General features: G+C 67.6%; 21 protein-coding genes and 1 pseudogene. 12 read left to right on the top strand and 10 right to left on the bottom strand.

Annotated elements, in window-relative coordinates; genetic code table 11:
• Positions 1–35: 35 nt before the first annotated feature.
• The 3 genes from P2L57_RS09565 (at position 36) to P2L57_RS09555 (ending at position 1607) form a co-directional block, all read left to right on the top strand.
• On the top strand, positions 36–965 hold the full coding sequence (locus tag P2L57_RS09565; protein WP_275811423.1) for an NADP-dependent oxidoreductase: 930 nt from the start codon (positions 36–38) through the stop codon (positions 963–965).
• Positions 966–1065: 100 nt separating this feature from the next.
• Positions 1066–1407 (top strand): TetR/AcrR family transcriptional regulator, encoded by a 342-nt coding sequence (locus P2L57_RS09560; RefSeq protein WP_275811421.1) that lies wholly within the window; start codon positions 1066–1068, stop codon positions 1405–1407.
• 56 nt (positions 1408–1463) lie between these two features.
• Positions 1464–1607: a hypothetical protein gene (locus P2L57_RS09555; protein WP_275811419.1), complete on the top strand. Its 144-nt coding sequence runs from the start codon at positions 1464–1466 to the stop codon at positions 1605–1607.
• A gap of 54 nt (positions 1608–1661) precedes the next feature.
• Here the strand turns inward: P2L57_RS09555 and P2L57_RS09550 are convergent, their stop codons facing one another.
• A complete protein-coding gene (locus tag P2L57_RS09550) occupies positions 1662–2234 on the bottom strand; it encodes a TetR/AcrR family transcriptional regulator (protein ID WP_275811417.1) in 573 nt (190 codons plus the stop codon).
• Positions 2235–2347: 113 nt separating this feature from the next.
• On the opposite strand from P2L57_RS09550, the gene P2L57_RS09545 reads away from it, so the two are divergent.
• Positions 2348–3232, top strand: a complete 885-nt coding sequence (locus P2L57_RS09545) for an SDR family oxidoreductase (RefSeq protein ID WP_275811415.1) — start codon at positions 2348–2350, stop codon at positions 3230–3232.
• Between the two features lie 117 nt (positions 3233–3349).
• On the opposite strand, the pseudogene P2L57_RS40665 reads toward P2L57_RS09545, so the two are convergent.
• A pseudogene (locus tag P2L57_RS40665) lies at positions 3350–3697 on the bottom strand (SDR family NAD(P)-dependent oxidoreductase); the annotation flags it as partial.
• A 138-nt stretch (positions 3698–3835) separates the two neighbouring features.
• Between P2L57_RS40665 and P2L57_RS09540 the strand changes: the two are divergent.
• Positions 3836–4693, top strand: a complete 858-nt coding sequence (locus P2L57_RS09540; protein WP_275811413.1) for an MmyB family transcriptional regulator — start codon at positions 3836–3838, stop codon at positions 4691–4693.
• Positions 4694–4932: 239 nt separating this feature from the next.
• Here the strand turns inward: P2L57_RS09540 and P2L57_RS09535 are convergent, their stop codons facing one another.
• The 3 genes from P2L57_RS09535 to P2L57_RS09525 form a co-directional block, all read right to left on the bottom strand.
• Positions 4933–5919, bottom strand: coding sequence for an alpha/beta fold hydrolase (locus tag P2L57_RS09535; RefSeq protein WP_275811412.1), 987 nt, complete (start codon positions 5917–5919; stop codon positions 4933–4935).
• A gap of 755 nt (positions 5920–6674) precedes the next feature.
• On the bottom strand, positions 6675–6824 hold the full coding sequence (locus P2L57_RS09530) for a hypothetical protein (protein WP_275811409.1): 150 nt from the start codon (positions 6822–6824) through the stop codon (positions 6675–6677).
• Positions 6824–7579 (bottom strand): cyclase family protein, encoded by a 756-nt coding sequence (locus tag P2L57_RS09525; protein ID WP_275811407.1) that lies wholly within the window; start codon positions 7577–7579, stop codon positions 6824–6826. Before P2L57_RS09525 ends, P2L57_RS09530 begins: the two co-directional genes overlap by 1 nt.
• A gap of 18 nt (positions 7580–7597) precedes the next feature.
• Here P2L57_RS09525 and P2L57_RS09520 point away from each other — a divergent pair, with 18 nt between their 5' ends.
• A complete protein-coding gene (locus P2L57_RS09520) occupies positions 7598–8005 on the top strand; it encodes a hypothetical protein (protein WP_275811405.1) in 408 nt (135 codons plus the stop codon).
• A gap of 105 nt (positions 8006–8110) precedes the next feature.
• On the opposite strand, the gene P2L57_RS09515 is transcribed toward P2L57_RS09520, so the two are convergent.
• Complete coding sequence (locus P2L57_RS09515; RefSeq protein WP_275811403.1) at positions 8111–8701, bottom strand: TetR/AcrR family transcriptional regulator; 591 nt, start codon at positions 8699–8701, stop codon at positions 8111–8113.
• Between the two features lie 916 nt (positions 8702–9617).
• Between P2L57_RS09515 and P2L57_RS09510 the strand changes: the two genes are divergently transcribed.
• The 4 genes from P2L57_RS09510 to P2L57_RS09495 all read left to right on the top strand — a co-directional run bounded on the left by P2L57_RS09510 (position 9618) and on the right by P2L57_RS09495 (position 11657).
• Positions 9618–10091, top strand: a complete 474-nt coding sequence (locus P2L57_RS09510; protein WP_275811401.1) for a hypothetical protein — start codon at positions 9618–9620, stop codon at positions 10089–10091.
• A 190-nt stretch (positions 10092–10281) separates the two neighbouring features.
• Positions 10282–11001 carry a hypothetical protein gene (locus tag P2L57_RS09505; RefSeq protein WP_275811399.1) on the top strand — a complete coding sequence of 240 codons (720 nt, stop codon included), beginning with the start codon at positions 10282–10284 and terminating at the stop codon, positions 10999–11001.
• An 11-nt stretch (positions 11002–11012) separates the two neighbouring features.
• Positions 11013–11255: a hypothetical protein gene (locus P2L57_RS09500; protein WP_275811397.1), complete on the top strand. Its 243-nt coding sequence runs from the start codon at positions 11013–11015 to the stop codon at positions 11253–11255.
• A gap of 15 nt (positions 11256–11270) precedes the next feature.
• Positions 11271–11657, top strand: a complete 387-nt coding sequence (locus tag P2L57_RS09495; RefSeq protein WP_275811395.1) for a VOC family protein — start codon at positions 11271–11273, stop codon at positions 11655–11657.
• Between the two features lie 162 nt (positions 11658–11819).
• Here the strand turns inward: P2L57_RS09495 and P2L57_RS09490 are convergent, their stop codons facing one another.
• Together P2L57_RS09490 and P2L57_RS09485 are read right to left on the bottom strand one after the other, a co-directional pair.
• On the bottom strand, positions 11820–13040 hold the full coding sequence (locus P2L57_RS09490) for an FAD-dependent monooxygenase (RefSeq protein ID WP_275811393.1): 1221 nt from the start codon (positions 13038–13040) through the stop codon (positions 11820–11822).
• A gap of 148 nt (positions 13041–13188) precedes the next feature.
• Positions 13189–13602, bottom strand: coding sequence for a hypothetical protein (locus P2L57_RS09485; protein ID WP_275811391.1), 414 nt, complete (start codon positions 13600–13602; stop codon positions 13189–13191).
• Between the two features lie 389 nt (positions 13603–13991).
• On the opposite strand from P2L57_RS09485, the gene P2L57_RS09480 reads away from it, so the two are divergent.
• Positions 13992–14651: a TetR/AcrR family transcriptional regulator gene (locus P2L57_RS09480; RefSeq protein ID WP_275811389.1), complete on the top strand. Its 660-nt coding sequence runs from the start codon at positions 13992–13994 to the stop codon at positions 14649–14651.
• 562 nt (positions 14652–15213) lie between these two features.
• Positions 15214–15837: a DUF4232 domain-containing protein gene (locus P2L57_RS09475; RefSeq protein WP_275811387.1), complete on the top strand. Its 624-nt coding sequence runs from the start codon at positions 15214–15216 to the stop codon at positions 15835–15837.
• Between the two features lie 143 nt (positions 15838–15980).
• On the opposite strand, the gene P2L57_RS09470 is transcribed toward P2L57_RS09475, so the two are convergent.
• Positions 15981–16187, bottom strand: a complete 207-nt coding sequence (locus P2L57_RS09470) for a hypothetical protein (protein WP_372515666.1) — start codon at positions 16185–16187, stop codon at positions 15981–15983.
• A 426-nt stretch (positions 16188–16613) separates the two neighbouring features.
• The gene (locus P2L57_RS09465) at positions 16614–17213 is read right to left on the bottom strand and encodes a GOLPH3/VPS74 family protein (protein ID WP_275811385.1); all 600 of its coding nucleotides are present in this window, start codon (positions 17211–17213) and stop codon (positions 16614–16616) included.
• Positions 17214–17219 lie beyond the last annotated feature (6 nt).

Below are 17219 nucleotides of genomic sequence, written 5' to 3'. Positions count from 1 at the left end.
CTGGGTTCTCTCCCCCCTCCAAAGCCAGGAGAGTCATGCGAGTCATCACCCAGCAGACGCTCGGCGGTCCCGAGGTGCTCACCATCGTGGACGCGCCCGAGCCCCGGCCCCTCCCGACCGAGGTTCTCGTCCGCGTCAAGGCGATCGGGCTGAACCCGCTGGAGGCGCGCCTGCGCGCCGGCGAGTTCCCGCTGATCGGCCAGCCGCCGTTCATCCTCGGCTGGGACATCAGCGGCGTGGTCGAGGAGGCGCCGCGGACGTGGCGGTTCAGGCCCGGCGACGAGGTGTTCGGGATGCCGCTGTTCCCGCGGGCGGCGAGCGCGTACGCCGAGGTCGTGTCGGCGCCGGCGTTGCACCTGGCACGCAAGCCGGCATCGCTCTCGCACGTCGAGGCGTCGGCGCTGCCGATCGTCGGGCTGACGGCGTGGCAGGGCCTCGTCGACCTCGGCGGCGTGACCGAGGGCGACCGCGTCCTGGTCCACGGCGGTGGTGGCGGGGTCGGCCACGTCGCGATCCAGATCGCGAAAGCGCTCGGCGCGCACGTGATCGCGACCGCCAGCGGGAGCAAGCGGAAGTTCGTCGAGGGGTTCGGCGCCGACGAGGTGATCGACTACACGGCGGTCGACTTCACCGAGGCGGTCCGCGACATCGACGTCGTGCTCGACACGATCGGCGGCGACACCGTCGAGCGGTCGCTCGAAGTGCTCCGCCCAGGCGGTCACCTGGTGACGGCGGTCGCCGAGGAGGATTCGGAGCTCGCCGCCAAGTACGAGGCGGCCGGCAAGCGCTTCAGCGGCATCGCGGTCGACCCCGATCCGGTCGCCCTGCGAGGTCTCGTCGAACTCGTCGAACAGGGCAGGCTCCGGGTCCATGTGCAGGAGACGTTCCCGTTCGAGCGCGTCGCCGACGCGCACCGGCTGCTCGACGGCGGTCACCTCCAGGGCAAGCTCGTCCTCACCGTCTGATCCCGTCGTGGGGGGGGGGGGGGGGGGGGGGCGCGCGTGAGCGAGCCCCCACTGATGAACGGCTGGTAACCTCCCGCCTGCGGCGACCCGGCAAGAGTTGATGAGACGAGAGATCCGCGACGCAGCGGATCGACTCTTCATGCAGCGAGGGATATCCGCGGTCGCCCTCAAGGACGTGGCAGCAGAGGTCGGCATCTCCAAGGCCGCGATCTACCACTACTTCGACGCCAAGGACGACCTCGTGAGGTTCGTCTTCGGGGACCGGGCCGAGCAGTCCGCCGTCCCGTTCCAGGAGATCGCGGACTCCGGCGACGATCCCGAGACCAAGCTTCGTCGCTTCACCGCTCTCCGGATCTCGCAGCCCAATAACCCGCCAACGCTGTCGGTGAGCGACCTGCGGAGTCCTCGGGGCCTACTGCCGAGGCCAGCCACCTTGGCTTGACCGGCATGGACCCGCTCCGCTGGCGACGCTCGTGAAACGCGCTGGAGTAAACGCCCATGACCGAACCTGTGCACGAGCCAGTGTTCTGGACCGACGATTCGCCGGTCTGCGAGCCCATGGCACACGGCGAGGACATCGCCGCGCACTTCCATGACTATGGCCAGCTACCCTCGCCGGCCTCCACCTTCGCGGCGCGATGATCTGGATCAAAGACCTCACCAAGACCACCCCTTGATCACAACCGAATACGCGCCCTAGTCGAGCGCGGCCATCGCGGCGCGGAGCTCGTCGAATGTACGGCGCGTGAGTTCGGTGAGCGTCTGCTGGTTGGCCGGATCGGCCCACTGGTCGAAGGCGTGGTGGAAGGCGCGGATGCCGAGTTCGGCGGCGAGGCCCGCGACCGGTTTCGGCACGCCGCGCTCGTGGAGTGCGTTCGTCACGGCTTCGGCGAGTTTGGCGCGCTTCAAAGCGGAGCGCTCTTGCAGTTCGCCGTGGCCGGCGATGACCGGGCGGAGCTTGGCGCTGAACTCACGGCGGTTGTCCGTGAAGGTGGCCGCGAGGGCGTCGAGGGCCGCGCGAACCGCTTCGAGCGGCGTGGCCGGGCTGGGCGCCTCGATGATCGCGTCGGTGAGGAGCCGAGCGTGCGTGTCCTGGCCGGCGAAGAGCACTTCCCGTTTGTCGGGGAAGTGCCGGAAGAAGGTGGTCTTGGTCAGACCGGCTCGATCGGCGATCTCGCTGACGGTGGTGGCGTCGTAGCCCTGTTCGGTGAACAGGTCGAGTGCGGCGCGCACCAGCCGTTCCCGTGCGTTCGGTTCCCATCGAGCCATGTGGACAGCCTAAGTGATGTTACTTGGTACCGTCACATCGGCTATGGTGACGGTACCAAGTAACATCACTTCGCTCCGCCCGAGCGCGGCGCCCCATCCCAGGAGAGCCACTCATGCGCGTATTCGTCACCGGCGCCAGCGGCCACATCGCATCGGCCGTGGTGCCCGAACTGATCCAGGCCGGACACCAGGTCGTCGGCCTGGCACGGTCCGGCGCCTCGGCCGCCACCGTGCAAGCCCTGGGTGCCGAGGTGCACCGCGGCGACGTCGACGACCTGGACCGCCTGCGTGAGGCCGCGGCCGACGCGGACGCGGTCATCCATCTCGCGTTCAACCATGACGCCATAGCCGCCGGGAAGTTCGCCGACGCGGTGGCCACCGACCTGGCCGTGGTGCAGACGCTCGGCGGCGCTCTGGCCGGCACGGGCAAGGCCCTCTTCGGCATCGGCTTGACGCACACCGGCGACACGAAGCGCGACGCGGCCATCGACGCCAACCCCCGCTCCGCCGTCGCGCGTGCGATCGCCGCATTCAGCGAACGCGGCGTGCGGACCGTGCTCGTCGCGATCCCGCCGGTCACGCACAGCACACGGGACGAGAGCGGCTTCATCCCGAGGCTGATCAAGATTGCCCGCGACACGGGCGTGTCCGGCTACGTCGGCGACGGAGCCAACCGCTGGCCCGCCGGTCACGTCCTGGACATCGGCCGCCTCTACCGGCTGGCGCTGGAGAAGGCCCCGGCCGGCTCCCAGCTGTACGCCGCGACCGAAGAAGGCATCACGGTGCGCGAGATCGCCGAGGCTATCGGCCGACGTCTCGACGTCCCGGCCGTGAGCATCCCGGCCGAGCAGGCCGCGGACCACTTCAGGGCCTTCCCGTTCATCACCCTCGACATCACGATGCCCAACGCGGACACCAGGCAGTTGCTGGGCTGGGAGCCGGTCCACCTCGGCCTGATCGCCGACCTCGAAGACGGCCACTACTTCACCACCGACTGACAGTGCCGGCCCGCCCCTCCAGCCCACCCGGCGTTCGTACGACGACTGGGCTGGCGGGGCTTCGGAGCCTCCGTCACATGATCGGCCGGACAGCCGCGGGTCGGCGCTTTTCTCGAGCAGCGGCAGGAAGGCATGGATGAGGCGGATGTAGCCGACGACGTTCGTCAGTAGTACCTCGGTCATGTCGTCCGCCGTGTGGTCGTGTGGGTCACGCAGCGGACCGGTGATGCGGGCGTTGTTGACCAGCACGTCGAGGTGCCCGGTGGCCGGCTCGATGGAGTCGGCGGCGTGACGGACCGACTCGTCGGAGGCCACGTCCAGTTCGAGGAAGTGCGCGCCAACGGCCTCGACGGTGGCCTGTCCACGCTCGCTGCAGCGGGCGGTGAGATACACGCGGTACCCGGCCTCGACCAGACGCCGGGCCGTCTCCAGCCCGATACCCCTATTGGCGCCGGTGACCAGCACGACGGGTGTGCTCACCGATGCCGCGCTCACCTTCGGCTCCTTCCTGCCGATCGCATATCCACCCTGACACCCGGTCGACCGGGCAACGTGGCCCAGTCCGGGCCCCCCTCGTAGAGACCGAAGGTCGATAATGGGGTAATGGGCGACACACCGAATCTGGCGATGCTGCTGCGCTCCTGGCGCGCTCGCGTCCAACCGGCAGATGTGGGCCTCCCCTTCAGACAGGGGTCGCGCAGGACGCCGGGATTGCGTCGCGAGGAGGTCGCCTGGCTCGCAGGCGTCTCACCGGACTACGTCAAACGTCTCGAGCAGGGCCGCGCGCATCCCAGTGCTGCCGTCCTGCGCGCGCTCGCGCGGACGCTGCGCCTGTCCGACACCGAGTACGAACTGGCATGCCGCCTGGCAGGGCACGCCGCCGAACGAGGCGGACTGGTGCCGCAGCACATCGGCCCGAGCGTGCAGTGCCTGCTCGACCGTCTCGCGGACACCCCGATGGCCGTCTTCGACGCGGCCTGGACGCTGCTAGAGCACAACGATCTGTGGACCGCACTGCACGGCGACATGCGCGGCCGCGGCGGCCGGTCGGCGAACCTCGTGTGGCGGTCCTTCCACGACGACACAGGATGGGTGCGACATCCGTTCCCAGACGACCACAAGAAATCCCTCGTCGCCGACCTGCGCGACGTAGCGACGCGCTACCCAGCCGACCGCGAGCTGGCGGACATGATCGGCGCACTGCGCACATCGAGCCCCGAATTCGCGCGCCTGTGGGAACGCTCCACCGTCGCGCACCATGGGAACGAGCGTAAGACCGTCGACCATCCCGAAGTCGGCGAACTCGAACTCGACTGCGACGTGCTCTCGGTGCACGGCGCGGACCTGCGCATCATCGTCTTCACAGCCGCACCCGGCAGCGAAGCAGCCGACAAGCTACGACTGCTGACCGTTCTCGGGACCGAGGACATGACCGCGCCACGATTGCCCGGAGCCCTATAGAAGCCCACTCCAACGCCGCGGCGCAGCGCCGGACATGACATAAGACCCCGTAGTGCTCCGGGAATGGCTTCACTGGCTCTGGGCTGGAGACTTTGGTGCGTCGTCAGCTGGCTCTGTGGTACTCGTTGATGAGATCGTTCGACGTTGTGTGTCAGAGGGGCGGGCATCCATGGGTCGGTTGTTTGACGGCTGATCTGTTCTGCGGCGTCGGCTCTTGACGACGCAGTCCCGATGCGCCGTCAGGGCGCGGGACGCCACAGCCGACGGCCCAGGAGGACGGCTCCTGTGCCCGCGATCAACGAGGCGGGGGCGATGCCGGTGAGTGCGGTCTCGGTCCGGGCGTCGTGGGTGGAGCCGGTGGCGGCCAGCGCAGGTCGGGCGGAGTCGGCCGCCGTGGCGGCTTGGAGGACGACGTCGGTGACCGCTTGGGGGTGGGCGATCATGGCCACGTGGGAGGAGTCGATCTCCACCGTGTGTGAGCCCGCGCGTTTCGCCTCGAAGCGTTCCTGGTCGGGGTTGATGGTCTTGTCCTGCTTCGCGACGAGGAACCACGATGGGATGTGCTTCCAGGCGGCCACCTTGGCCTTCTGCGAGAACGCGGTCGTTGCGGCGGGCCGTTGGGTCACCGCCAGGACCCTCGTGGTGCTCTCCGGCAGGTCGGCGGCGAAGACCTGATGGAGCCTGTCGGGCTTGAGGTACAGGTCGGTCCCGCTGACGCCGCCGTCGGCCCGGTAGGGAACGGACTTCGTGGCGGTGTCGAGTTCGCTGGGGAACCTGGTGGCCAGGGACATGCCGCTCTCGCCCACGTCGGGCATCAGTGCCGACACGTACACCAGGGACTTCACCCGGGGGTTGCCCGCGGCGGCCGAGCTGATCACGGCGCCGCCGTACGAGTGACCCACCAGCACGATCGCGCCCTTGATGCTGTCCAGCACGGAGGCGATGTAGGTGGAGTCGTTGTACAGCCCGCGCAGCGGGTTGGCGGGGGCGATGACGGTGTAGCCACGGCGTTCGAGCCGTTCGACGACCCCGTTCCAGCTGGAGGCGTCCGCGAACGCCCCGTGCACCAGCACGATGGTGGGTTTGGTCGTGGTCGAGGTCGTGGCGCCGTCCCCGGCGGCACGGGCCGCCACGGCCGTCGTGCACAGGGCCATGGCGCACCCGGCCGCCATGACGTGTGTGCGGCGTATTCGGCGCCGTGCGCCGGGGAGCGGAAATGCGGCCATGTCGCTCTCGCTTTCCGTGAGACCTATGGCACCTGAGTGTTCACCCATCCGTACCCGGCAGGCACGGCCACGTCCTCCAACCGAGTCACAAAAGTGGGCCATGGGAGTGAATTCCGGAGTCAACGGGTTTCCAGAACCTACGTCGTGAGCTGTGTGTATTCCGATGACCGTCCAGCGCAGTGCGCAGAGCCCTGGCTCGACTGGCTCTCCGCCGTAGAAACCGTGCCACTGCGCAGACTTCCGTTCGCCTCTGGGGCACGTCACTCGATGGGCCAGATCGCCATCAGCTCTGTGTCATCGGCCATCGCGATCCGTGAACATGGGCCCACCTGAGGTGTTCTGATGTTCACGAACACGCCCGCACCCACGGCATCGGCAACGCCCTGGCACAGTCAGGCGTGCGCTGCCGGGCCGACAAGGGCTACCAAGTCGTCGACACCGTGCGGGTTCCCTACCGCGATCGCCGGTCGGCCGGGCTGCGGGGCGGCCACACTCGTGGGCCGTGTGGAACCTGGTGGTCTTGGCACCGACGCGGGACCTTCCCACACCGTGGTCATTGGCTACGACGCAGCACGTCTGATGAACGCGCAGGCCACGTGTCCTGTCCGCGCGTTCCCCGCTACGGTGGCGGCCGGTACAGCAGCAGAGCTCGGCCGCCCGAACACCGAGACTCGCGTGCCGCTGACCCCCAGCTGTCGTGCTTCCGTGACTTCTACCTCTGTACAGACGGCTACTGACGGTGTGACTGGTAACCGTCAGAAGACGGCGAGCGGGTTGACGGGCACTCCCGTCAGTCCGTGAATGCGCGGTGGCGCCACCGTGAGCAGGAAGGCGTAGCGGTCCAACTCGGCGCAGAGAGTGGCGAGCTCGTCCACGGCGGCTGCGTCGATCAGGGGCATGCCCATCAGCGGCAGGGCGACCCGGTGCAGCGGGGATGGGCAGGCGGGGTCCAACGGCGGATGGGCATCGCCGATGTCGCCTGCGTAGAGCGACACGCCGCGCCGGTGCATCCACCGCACCGCGTCCAGGCCCATCCCCGGCATCGGCCTGCCGGGCTCGGGCGTCGTGGTCCACCCGAAGCGGACCACCAGGGCGTCCCCGGACTCAGCCGCACGCTCTGGCGCTCCTCGGCTGCGTCGAGGTCCCGCGAGGTGACCGCATAGCCACCGGGCAGCGGACCGTCGGCCGCCAGGTCGAGCAGGACCCCCCGGGTGACCACCCCGGAGACGAACGCCGTCGTGGAGCCGTGCCGCACGCCGGCCGGCGTGACGCTCTCGGCCAGGGCGCGTCCCGGGTAGACCTGACCCCCGCGCGCCTGGTGCCCGAGCGCGTCGACGTGCGTCGAGCGCGGGTGGTGGTTGGTGACCACCATGATGTCAGCCGTCGCCATCGTCGGAGAACCGGTGTACACCATCACCTGCTGAACCGGCGAGGCGTCCTCGGTGGACGGCGCGAAGGGGCCGCTGATGAGCGGCGTCGGCTGGATCGGCACCGCCAGCGATACCGCCCGCCCCGTGCGGACCTCCGCGGCGCCCCTGGCCCGGGCTGTCTCGGTGATCAGGTTGAGCGTGCCGCGCTGGTCATCCTCGCCCCATCGGCCCCAGTTGCTCGGTAGGTCCTCTGCGCCGCTCGCTATGGCTCCTGTGTCTGGTAAATCCATGCCAGTGATCGTACGAGCTTGACCGAACAGAAGACACTGTTCGTGCCCTGTAGATGGATCGCTCCTCACGCAAGGCCGACGACATCGAGCAGGCCCTATCCGGCAACGACCTATCGGAACGAAGGCCGATGCCGGCGGCAGCGCCTGCCGCACGAGGGGCGGCAAGACCGCCGCGAAGTACCACACCCCGCTTCGTCCCAGTCCCCGCGCTGCGCGAAGAACCTCGAAGTGCCGCTGCCCGCCGACGACGGCCCCGGCCGCGCCTGGAAGAACACCGCGGTGCCGCACGAGGGCGTGGAGCAAGCGTTCGTCGTCGAGCAGGCCTCACCGTGTGACACCCAGACCGCGGCATCGTTCGAGGACCGGGCCGGCGGACTTGGAGGCGCAGAGGCAGCGTCACCGCTGATTGAGTTTGCCTGGGTGTAGCTGCGGACGGCAGCCCTGGTGACACCTGTAGTGGGGATATCGAGGGTCCGCGCTTCGCGCTGATCGCGGCCGGGTGGCCGGCCTGCATCGGCTGCCTGGCCGAAGTCAGTGCGGTCGGCGCAGTCCTGCGATGAGGAGCTCTACCATGCGGCGTGCGTCGTAGCGGGGATCGTGGTCGGCGCCGATGCAGAGGTTCCCGACGCCGCGCATGAGCTCGTAGGCATCCACGTCGGAGCTGATCTCGCCAGAACCGGCCGCAGCGTCGATCAGCTGGGTGCACACGGGCAAGAGGCGGTCCAGGAAGTAGGCGTGCAGCGTGTCGAAGCCGGCGTTGTCGGACTGCAGCACGGCGGCGAGTCCGTGCTTGGTGACCAGGAAATCAACGAAGAGGTTGATCCAGCGCCCTAGTGCGGCGTGAGGAGTCGCGCAGGCCGCCAGTAGGGCTGGACCGGCCTCGGCGAGGGCCTCGACCTGGTGCCGGTAGACGGCGACGATGAGATCCGCTCGCGTCGGGAAGTGGCGGTAGATCGTACCCATCCCGACGCCGGCCTTGGCCGCGATGTCGCGTACCGGCGCTTCCACGCCCGACGCGACGAAGACCGCGGCGGCCGCGTCGAGCAGAGTCTCCTTGTTACGCCGGGCGTCCTTCCGCTTGGACTGGGCTGCGTGTCCTGCGCCCTCGTCGCTGTCGTTCACCGCGCCGCTCCCTCCGCTGCCGAGCCTGCCAAGCGGAGCAACGTTCCGTCTCGTTGTCGGAGCAATTTTCCGGTTACTCATGATGCCAGAGCGGGGCCCGTCAGCCAAACCACGCATTGTCACCACGCAATGCCACCGCCCTTCATTCGCAATGGAGGAACGTTGTCATGTACCGCACCTTGAGGCGCACCGGTGTGCAGGTCCGAGTCCGCGGGAATCGCGCGGATGTCCAGAGAAGCTGTCCTTCCTCCAGCTCGCCGACGTCCGCCGAGATGGACGTGCTGCAGCTCGTCGTGGGTTGAACACCGAGTCGCAGTCGGCTGAGCGGGCACTCCTGGCCGCTCACTCGGACGGGAAGCCAACCCCAGGCGGCGAACCGAGTCGAGTCACCTTCGTGCGTCGTAAATCTCCGCAAGGTCGATGACATCAGTTGTGGCGCCCGTCGGGGTGCGAAGCGGCTCATTCGGGTGCGTCACAGCGCGAAACCGTGAGTGCCGCGCCCGCGGTCCACTGAACCCGGACCGCGGGCTGCTACAGACCGCGCAAGCCCCCGGCGCTGGCTCGCCTCACCCATGCGCGGCTCTCTCGATGGCTGCGACTTGCTAAGTGGAGCGCTGTTCCGCATCGTTCCAGAACGGAGCTCCGTTTAGTGGATCGATCGTGACGCCGGAGCGGTCGACCCAGCATCACCTGGCCGTGACGCCACGAAGCTCGACAGCGGCCTGCGCCGCGTCAACGCCGACCACGTCAACCACGAAATGACAAGGAAGATCTTCCTGTGAGCGAATCAGCCATGGCGATTACGGACGTGGCCATTGGTGCGCCCGCTCCGGTCATCTCGGCGACGGTGTGCCGGGTACCACGACGGCCTTGGACGCGGCGAAGCAGACCCGCGGGAAGTAAGCGCGGGCCGGCCGTGGACGTGATAGGGCTGATCATTGTCGCCGAGGTCATGGCCGAGAGCGCGCACGACAACGTGATCGGCACGGCGCTGCTCGTCAGGGGTGAGGCCGAAAACCCCACGGTGAGCGAGGTGTTCGTGGATGCCGGGTTCAAGGACGAGGCCGTCATCCACGGTGCGACGCCCGTGATCGACATGCAGGTCGTCGCCGGGTCGGGCGGCAGAGCGGGTTCCGGCCGCTGCCGAAACGGTGGGTCGTCGACCGGACCCAGGGCACGCGCTGATACTGCACCGGCATCCGGTGCGCGACTATCCTGCTCGGTGTCCCAGCGTCCCAGCTTGTCCGCGCCCACCGGCTCGACAGAAAAGGAACGCGCACCCCATGCACAGGGTCAGTTCGTCACGGCAGATTCCGATCCCCGGTCCCACAGGACAACAACGGAACACGGCAACTCCCGTCAGCCGTGCCACGAAACCGGACGCAGGTGACCGGTCCGTGGGGGCGTGGCTGATGAGCATGCAAGGCAGCCTGGGGAACGCCGCAGTGAGCCGCATGATCACGCAGGCGCGTGGGCGGGGAGTAGCTGTGCAGCGGAAGGTGCCCGGGCCAGACGCACCTGACCGCCATCACACGGCCGACCCGACCGCGCATCCGGAGTGGCCGTTGTTCCATACCTTGATGACAGAGGCGGGTTTCTCCAAGGACGTGGTGCAGAGCCTGTGGCAGCTCGTGCTGGGTGGGCTCCGGGAACAGGAGACCATCAACCCCGCGTCAGCGGACCCGACGCTCACCCGGACCGAGCGACGCCGACGGCGCGAAGACAACTCGTGGTACCACCAGGCGGTCGAGATGCTGCGCGAGAACAACGGGTTCGCGACGCCGAAGATGGCGCTGTGGTCCGGAGGGCTCGACGTGTGCCGGTACGCGCAATCCAAGGGCTACACGCCGATGGAGTTCACCCGAGCCGGAAAGGCGTTCAACGAGCTCGAATACCATCGGGACTGGCAACTGCAGGGACCACTATGGAACATCCTGTCGAAGTTCTACGTCGAGCAAGCCACCGGCCCGGTCCACATCTTCCTGCGCACTTACGACCCGGACAGCGTCCTCATGGGGCGTGAAGTGCCCCACCTACGACAACTCCAGCGGATCAACCCCGACGTCGAGCTCCTCTGGCACCCTCTCTACACGACCGAGCACGGGCAGATCATGGAGATCTCCCGGAACCGGGAACTCGTCGACGAAGCGGTGTTCCCCACGCGGGACATGTGCGTCGCCGTGCTCTACGAGTACCTGCAGTACCACCACAACGAGCGCAATGCGCGGGCGGCACGGTCGTACGAGGAGATGCACAAGGAACTGTCAAAGAACATCCATGGGAAAAGCGCTCAAGGCTGACCCGTGAACCAGTGACGTCATCGTCCGTGGCCGGCTCCAAGCTGCTCGGCGTGACGGAGCGGCGCGCGCTGGCGCCGCTGCGGGGTGAGGCGAACGGGCCGCGCTACTACGCCAAAGCCAGCCACCGGACCGCGGTGCCGGACGGGACGGTCGACCGGGCCAGCGATGCTGAGGTGTTGGCCCTGCTGCGGGCCGCTTACCTCGCCGTCAAACACTGCGATTGGCGTGTGGCCTCTGGCGGACCCGCTACTTGACTGGGAGGTCCTGACATGTCCAGTAAGTTCACCGAGCTTGCGATCGACTGTGCCGATCCCAACGGTCTCGCCCGGTTCTGGTGCTCGGTCCTTGACTACGAGGTGCAAGACGAAGACGACGGAATTGTCACAATTGGCTCCCCTGTGGTGCCTGAAGGCAATAACCACCTTGGTCCAGTGCCACCGACGTTGACATTCGCGCACGTGCCCGAGGGCAAGACCGTCAAGAACAGGCTCCACCTCGACATCAACCCAACCGACAGGGAGCAAGACGAAGAGGTCCGTCGCCTGCTCGACCTAGGTGCTCGACACGCCGACGTCGGCCAAGGCGATGAGAGCTGGGTCGTACTTGCCGACCCAGAGGGGAACGAGTTCTGCGTCCTTGCGGACCGCCGCCCCTGATCGGAGGCCGCACACCGCGCCACACCTACTTCCGGTCGCCTACCCACGCTCACGCGAACACGATAGGGAGCCCCTCCAAAGATGGAGAAAACCGACCCGAGCGAGATCAAACTCTGCGAACTTCTCGACTCATGACCGCTGCTGTTGGGCGATCATTGCTGCTCAGCGTTCAAGTAGTCGTCTGACGCGACTCGTTGTATTCCGTTCACCTCGTCGGCGGGCGAGGTACCAGCGTCGGCCAGTGGCGAAGGCGCGCCGTGCCGTGCGTACGGCAGCGATCTGAGTGGCAAGGTGGAGTTGGTGGTGCCAGGGGCTCTGGCCGCCGTGGCGTACGGACATGGCGTGCGCGAATGAGACCGCATCGCGGTCGAGGTACTGGTCCACGTGCTCGAACCACGCCATGCTCGTGCGCGCTGCTGCCTGCACCGGGTGGAGTTCCGCGCGGCGATGGCAGTCGTACTCTCGCAGCGCGTCCTCCACCTCAAGGTTCTCGCGCAGGCTGTGTGCGAGGACGACCGCGTCGATGAGCGCCAGTCTGGTGCCTGACCCCAGAGTGAAGTGGGTGGTGTGGGCGGCGTCGCCGACGAGCACCGTCGCGCCGTGGTACCAGGTTTCGTTGGTCACGTGTGTGAAGTGCTGCCAATTCGCCGGTGCACCCCGTGACCGGTTGAACAGGCGGTGGCCGTCGAGCGCGCGTTGGAAGGTGCCCTCGAGCAGCTGTACCCCCTCGTCGGGGCCGAGCAGGTCGAGTCCCAGAGCCTGCCAGGTTTGTGGTGAGCATTCGACGATGCAGGTGCTGATCCCCGCGACCGAGGGATAGGCGTGGAACCAGATCCACCCGGCGGACGTCTGCTCGAAGCTGAACACGAAACTGTCGAACACCTGGTCCGTGCCGAGCCAGATATAGGGATTGAGACCGACATCGATGCGAGTGCCGAATTCTTCGTGGTGTCTCCGGATCCGGCTGTTCGCACCATCGGCGGCAACGAGGAGGTCAGCCTCGGGAAGCGTCGAGAGGTCCTCAACGTGATGGCCGTACTGGACGTCGACGCCGAGCTGCGACGCACGTCGAGCCAGGACGCCGAGCAGTGACGCTCGGCTCATGCTGTACCCGTAGCCCCCGAAGTACGCCGTCTGCTCGCCGCAGGCGCCGTGCACGCGCACCTCCTGGTCCTGCCACAGCACAGACCTGGCGCTGACCTCCCGGGCGCTTTCCGGATCGTTGCGGTAGAGGACGTCCAGCAGGTCGTCCCAGTACACGACCCCCCAGCCATAGGTGGCCGCGGGCGGGTCGCGCTCCAACACGGTGATCTCGTGCCCGGCATCGCGCAACTTGGCCGAGATCGCGAAGTACAACCCCGCGGGCCCCGCACCGACGCACACGATCCGCACCGCTACACACCACCCCGACTACGGGCCGGATGGGACGCCTGCCGCTCCAGATGTGTCCGGATGCCCGAGAAACTCGGGCATCCGGATGCGGCACTCACAAACTGCCGCGTGTTGATCGCGAACTCACTGCGCCGGAGTCTCAGTGGCCATGGCCGCCGCCACCGCCGTGGTCGCCGCCAAAGCCACCGCCACCGCCACCGCCGAAGCCGTGGTCGCCGCCATAGCCACCGCCGAAGCCATAGCCACCGCCATAGCCACCGCCGAAGCCATAGTCACCGCCGAAGCCGTAGTCGCCACGGAAGCCGTGGTCGAAGCCCCAGCCCCAACCCCAGCCGTCATCGTAGTGACAGCGGAAACTCCAGCCCCAGCCGTCACCGAAGTAGCAGCGGTGTCCCCAGCCCCAGCCGCCGTCGTGAGATGAGACGGAAGTGACGGGGGACGACGAAGGAGTGGCGGTCGCGCTGACAGCGCCGGCTCCGGCCGCGATGGCGATGATGGGTGCCGTGCAGACCGCGGCGGCTATTCGCCGCATCCTGGTCGTTTTCGCGCGCATGATGAGCTCCCCCTTCGGGGGGTCGAGAAAGAGGTGTCGGGCGTTCACAGCGGACGCCCGTACGCACCAGATCCTGCGCGCGGGTCTGGTGCGCGGTGATCCACCCGCCGGAGGTGCTCATCCACGTCGCGGTGATTCCCTGGCGGGCTTGCGGGATCTTACTATTTAGTACAAGAGGTGGTGTACGGTACGAAACGCCTCGTATCGCCACAATAGGTCCACTTCCCGGGCGAGTCAAAGGGCGCACCAATGGCCCACAAAGGGGGCATACGGTGACTACTCCCAGGCAGCAGCACGGCCGTCAGGACCCTTTGGGGCCTGAGCACGTCGACCAGCGGAACCGCGTCGCGCCTCGCTCCAGGCGGCGGCGACGAGAGTCTCACGAAGCCGTGCTCCGAGCCACGAAAGCCTTGCTCAGTGAGGTCGGCTACCAGCGTCTTTCCTTCGAAGGCGTCGCGCGGCGGGCCGGAGTCAGCAAGGCGACGATCTATCGGTGGTGGCCGAACAAGGCTGCGCTGGTGATCGAAGCCCTCAGCGGGGACGTCCCGCTTCCTCCCATCCATGAGACCGGCGACCTGGAAGCCGACCTGCGCACCGCCGTCCGCCTCACCATCGAGCTCGTCTCCGCCATGCCCACGTGCCTGATACTCCCGGCGCTGCTCGCCGATGTGATCGAGGACCCCACCGGTACCGGAGCCTTCGCCGAACTCATCGAACCGCGCCGCGCGTCGGTCGTGGACCTATTGGAGCGGGCCCGCCTCGAAGGCCGGTTGCCGCCCGACACGGATACGTCACTGATGGTCGACATCTACTCCGGAACCGTCGTCTACCTGGCCGCGGTGAACCGCGAACCGCCGGGCGAGGCGGTGATAGACCAGATCGTCAGCCTCCTCCTGCACGGCCGCATCCCAGCCCGGCAGCCCTCTCACGACAGCGACGAGCCGGAGCAAGGCGGCCTGCCCAAGGCGGGTGCGGCGGCGCCATCGCCCGTCCCCCCGGGCGCGAGCCTCGTAGGCAAGCACCTGACCGAGGAACGGCGCGCCCGCTGATGCAACGATGAATCGCGGCCATCGGGGTCGCCTCCTGGTAGCCCGTCGGCCCCGGAAGGACCACCACCGCCAGCACCCCGATCAGGCTCTGGAATGCTTCCGCTTCCGGCCCCGACAAAACCCACTGCCAGGTACTGCCGCTACAACCGCCGCCGCATCGCCGGTCCCGAACTCCCGCCAGATGGCGGCCAGTCGGCTCGAAGCGCTCAAGAACGCCACTGACCAGTGAGCCGCCGCTGGGACCCGGCCACCGCCGTTGAGCACGGTGCGGGAGGCGTCTGACGACGTTCTGCCGCTTGATCGCCTTGACCGTGGGGCTTTGCAGCTGAGCGTCACGTAACAGCCGATGCGCCTCGCGTGTTCGGCGGTGATGGCAATGCTCCGGTGTCGAATGTTGTCAGGTGTATGGCGTTGCGCCACGGGGCTGTAACAGGCGCCGACTTGGGCAGTTGTGCATGCCAAAGTCATTGCTGCCACCGGTGTTCGTGCGCGTCCGGGGGCGGGATCGCACTCATCGCCACCGGATGCGGGGCGACAACATCGAAAGCGAAAGAAGGACACCATGCCCACTAGGACTGCCCGTTGGGGCCTGTCGACTGCCGTGCTCGTCGCCGCGGGGATGGCACTGACCGCGTGCGGCCCCAACGATCCGACCTCCGCCCCCACCTCCTCCTCCAGCGCCACGCAGCCCACCGCCGGATCTGCGACGGGCGGCGGCACCACGGGAAACACCACCTCGGACCCAAACCACTCCACAGGCAACGGCTCCGGTACGGGTGGCGGCTCCGCGGCGGGGGCGACGTGCCGGACCGCGAACCTGTCCTTCAGCAGCTCCGGAGGCATGGCGGAGGGCGAGGTGCTGATCAACCTGAAGAATGTCGGGTCCAAGACCTGCTCGATGCACGGCTTCCCTGGCGTGGACCTCAAGGGCAAGGACGGCACGGTGAGTGCCGTGCGCGGCAAGATGACGGCGCCCAAGGTCACGCTGTCGCCCGGGCAGACCACCAACTTCACTTTGCATTACCCGCCGAACAACTCCGGTGGCAGCGGGGTGACGTTCACCAGCGTTGTGGTCACGCCCCCGAACGAGACCCATTCACACACATTGTCCTTTGGTATCAACGTCCCCGCCGAGAGCAACTCGGCCCCCACTATCACGGTGGACCCGGTGGGCGCTGGCAAATGACCGCGTGGACGGCACGCCGTGAGCGTTCCTCTGGGCGCAACGGCCAAGGTGTGCCGCCCGCGGTCCGCCCCGCCACCCGGCGCCCCCGACCCGTCGGTGCGCGCGGCGAGCCAGTACCGCGTCAGACCTCACGGCCTTAACGGTCAATCTGCGATGGTCAGTTGGGTCGGGAAGGCGCTGTTTTCATCGAACGACCGGCGGGCTTTGAGACAGTGGTAGAGCTGGCCGAGTATGCGGTTGAACAGGTGCCGTTGGGCCGCCGCGCGCCAGTTCGAGTGCTCGTCGCGTCGGCGCCGGTGGCTAGAGGCATCGAGTTCCTGGTTCGATTGAGACGTCCGTCCGGTGTCCACACGACCGCCACCACGACGTGTGCCGGCCGTCCGCCGTTCTGATGCAGGACATCAGTCGCCAGGCAGCGTTTGGACATCACGGTCCGGTACTCGAACAGCGCGGCCAGGCTCATGCCGTCTCGTGGCGCTACAGGAATCAGGCAACGTTCGCCCTGCTGTGGATGTCCTGCGCGAGCGGACCGAAGAAGAGCAGGACGAGGGCGGCCTCCTGCTCACCGAGGGACCAGTAGTCCACGACTCCTTGCGCCTGCACTGGACGAAGAAGAGCAGTCAACGCCCTCCACACGGTCGTTTCGTCCGTCACCTGGCACAGGCTCGCCTCCGAGAAGGACCCGTGTTGCGGCAAGGACTGGAACTCAGGGGCGGAGCGGGGTCAGCTTTCGCGGAGAGTCGACACCGCTGGGCGCGGTGTCCCTCGAGTTCGCCTCACGGCTCCCGTTTCGAGGCCGCACGCACGATGCGGGCAACGTGGTCGCGGCGGGCGATTTGCCTTAGGCGTTTGCGGTCCGGCCGACCTTCTCGCCCGGGGTAGAGCCAAAAGTGGAGGTAGCCGGCCCATACGAGCCCGGCGAAGGTGGTTTGGGACGCATCCACCGGGCCGGTGGATTGCACGATCGCATCCAGTCGGGCCCTCGCGTCGGCGGCCCGGGCAGTGTCGACAACGAACCACTTGGTCTCCGAGAGCAAACCCAGCACGCTGCGACGCTCAGCGCGGAGCACGCCGACCTCCGAAAGCCGCGCCAAGTAGGACTCGATGAGATGGGGCCGTCTTCGGGCCACCCACTTTACGGACCGCGGCGCATGCCGCGAAGTGCGGATGTCGACAAGAGCGGCGTCCAACAGCGGATCACCGGTGGACGTCGCGTCCAGCACGACGATCCGCTTCCTGACGATAGCGACCCGACGCGCCGCCGCCAGGCGCACGAGCTCCGACCCTGACACGATCTTCCGTAGGTACTCCGGCTGCCTGACCCTCCCCTCTCGCCCAAGGGCCAGCAGAACGATGTCATCCCCTAGCGTCTGCATCGTGGT

The sequence above is a fragment of the Streptantibioticus ferralitis genome, from assembly GCF_029223525.1.
In the GTDB taxonomy this organism is placed as follows: domain Bacteria; phylum Actinomycetota; class Actinomycetes; order Streptomycetales; family Streptomycetaceae; genus Streptantibioticus_A; species Streptantibioticus_A ferralitis.
This window is presented reverse-complemented; position numbering and strand designations above follow the sequence as displayed.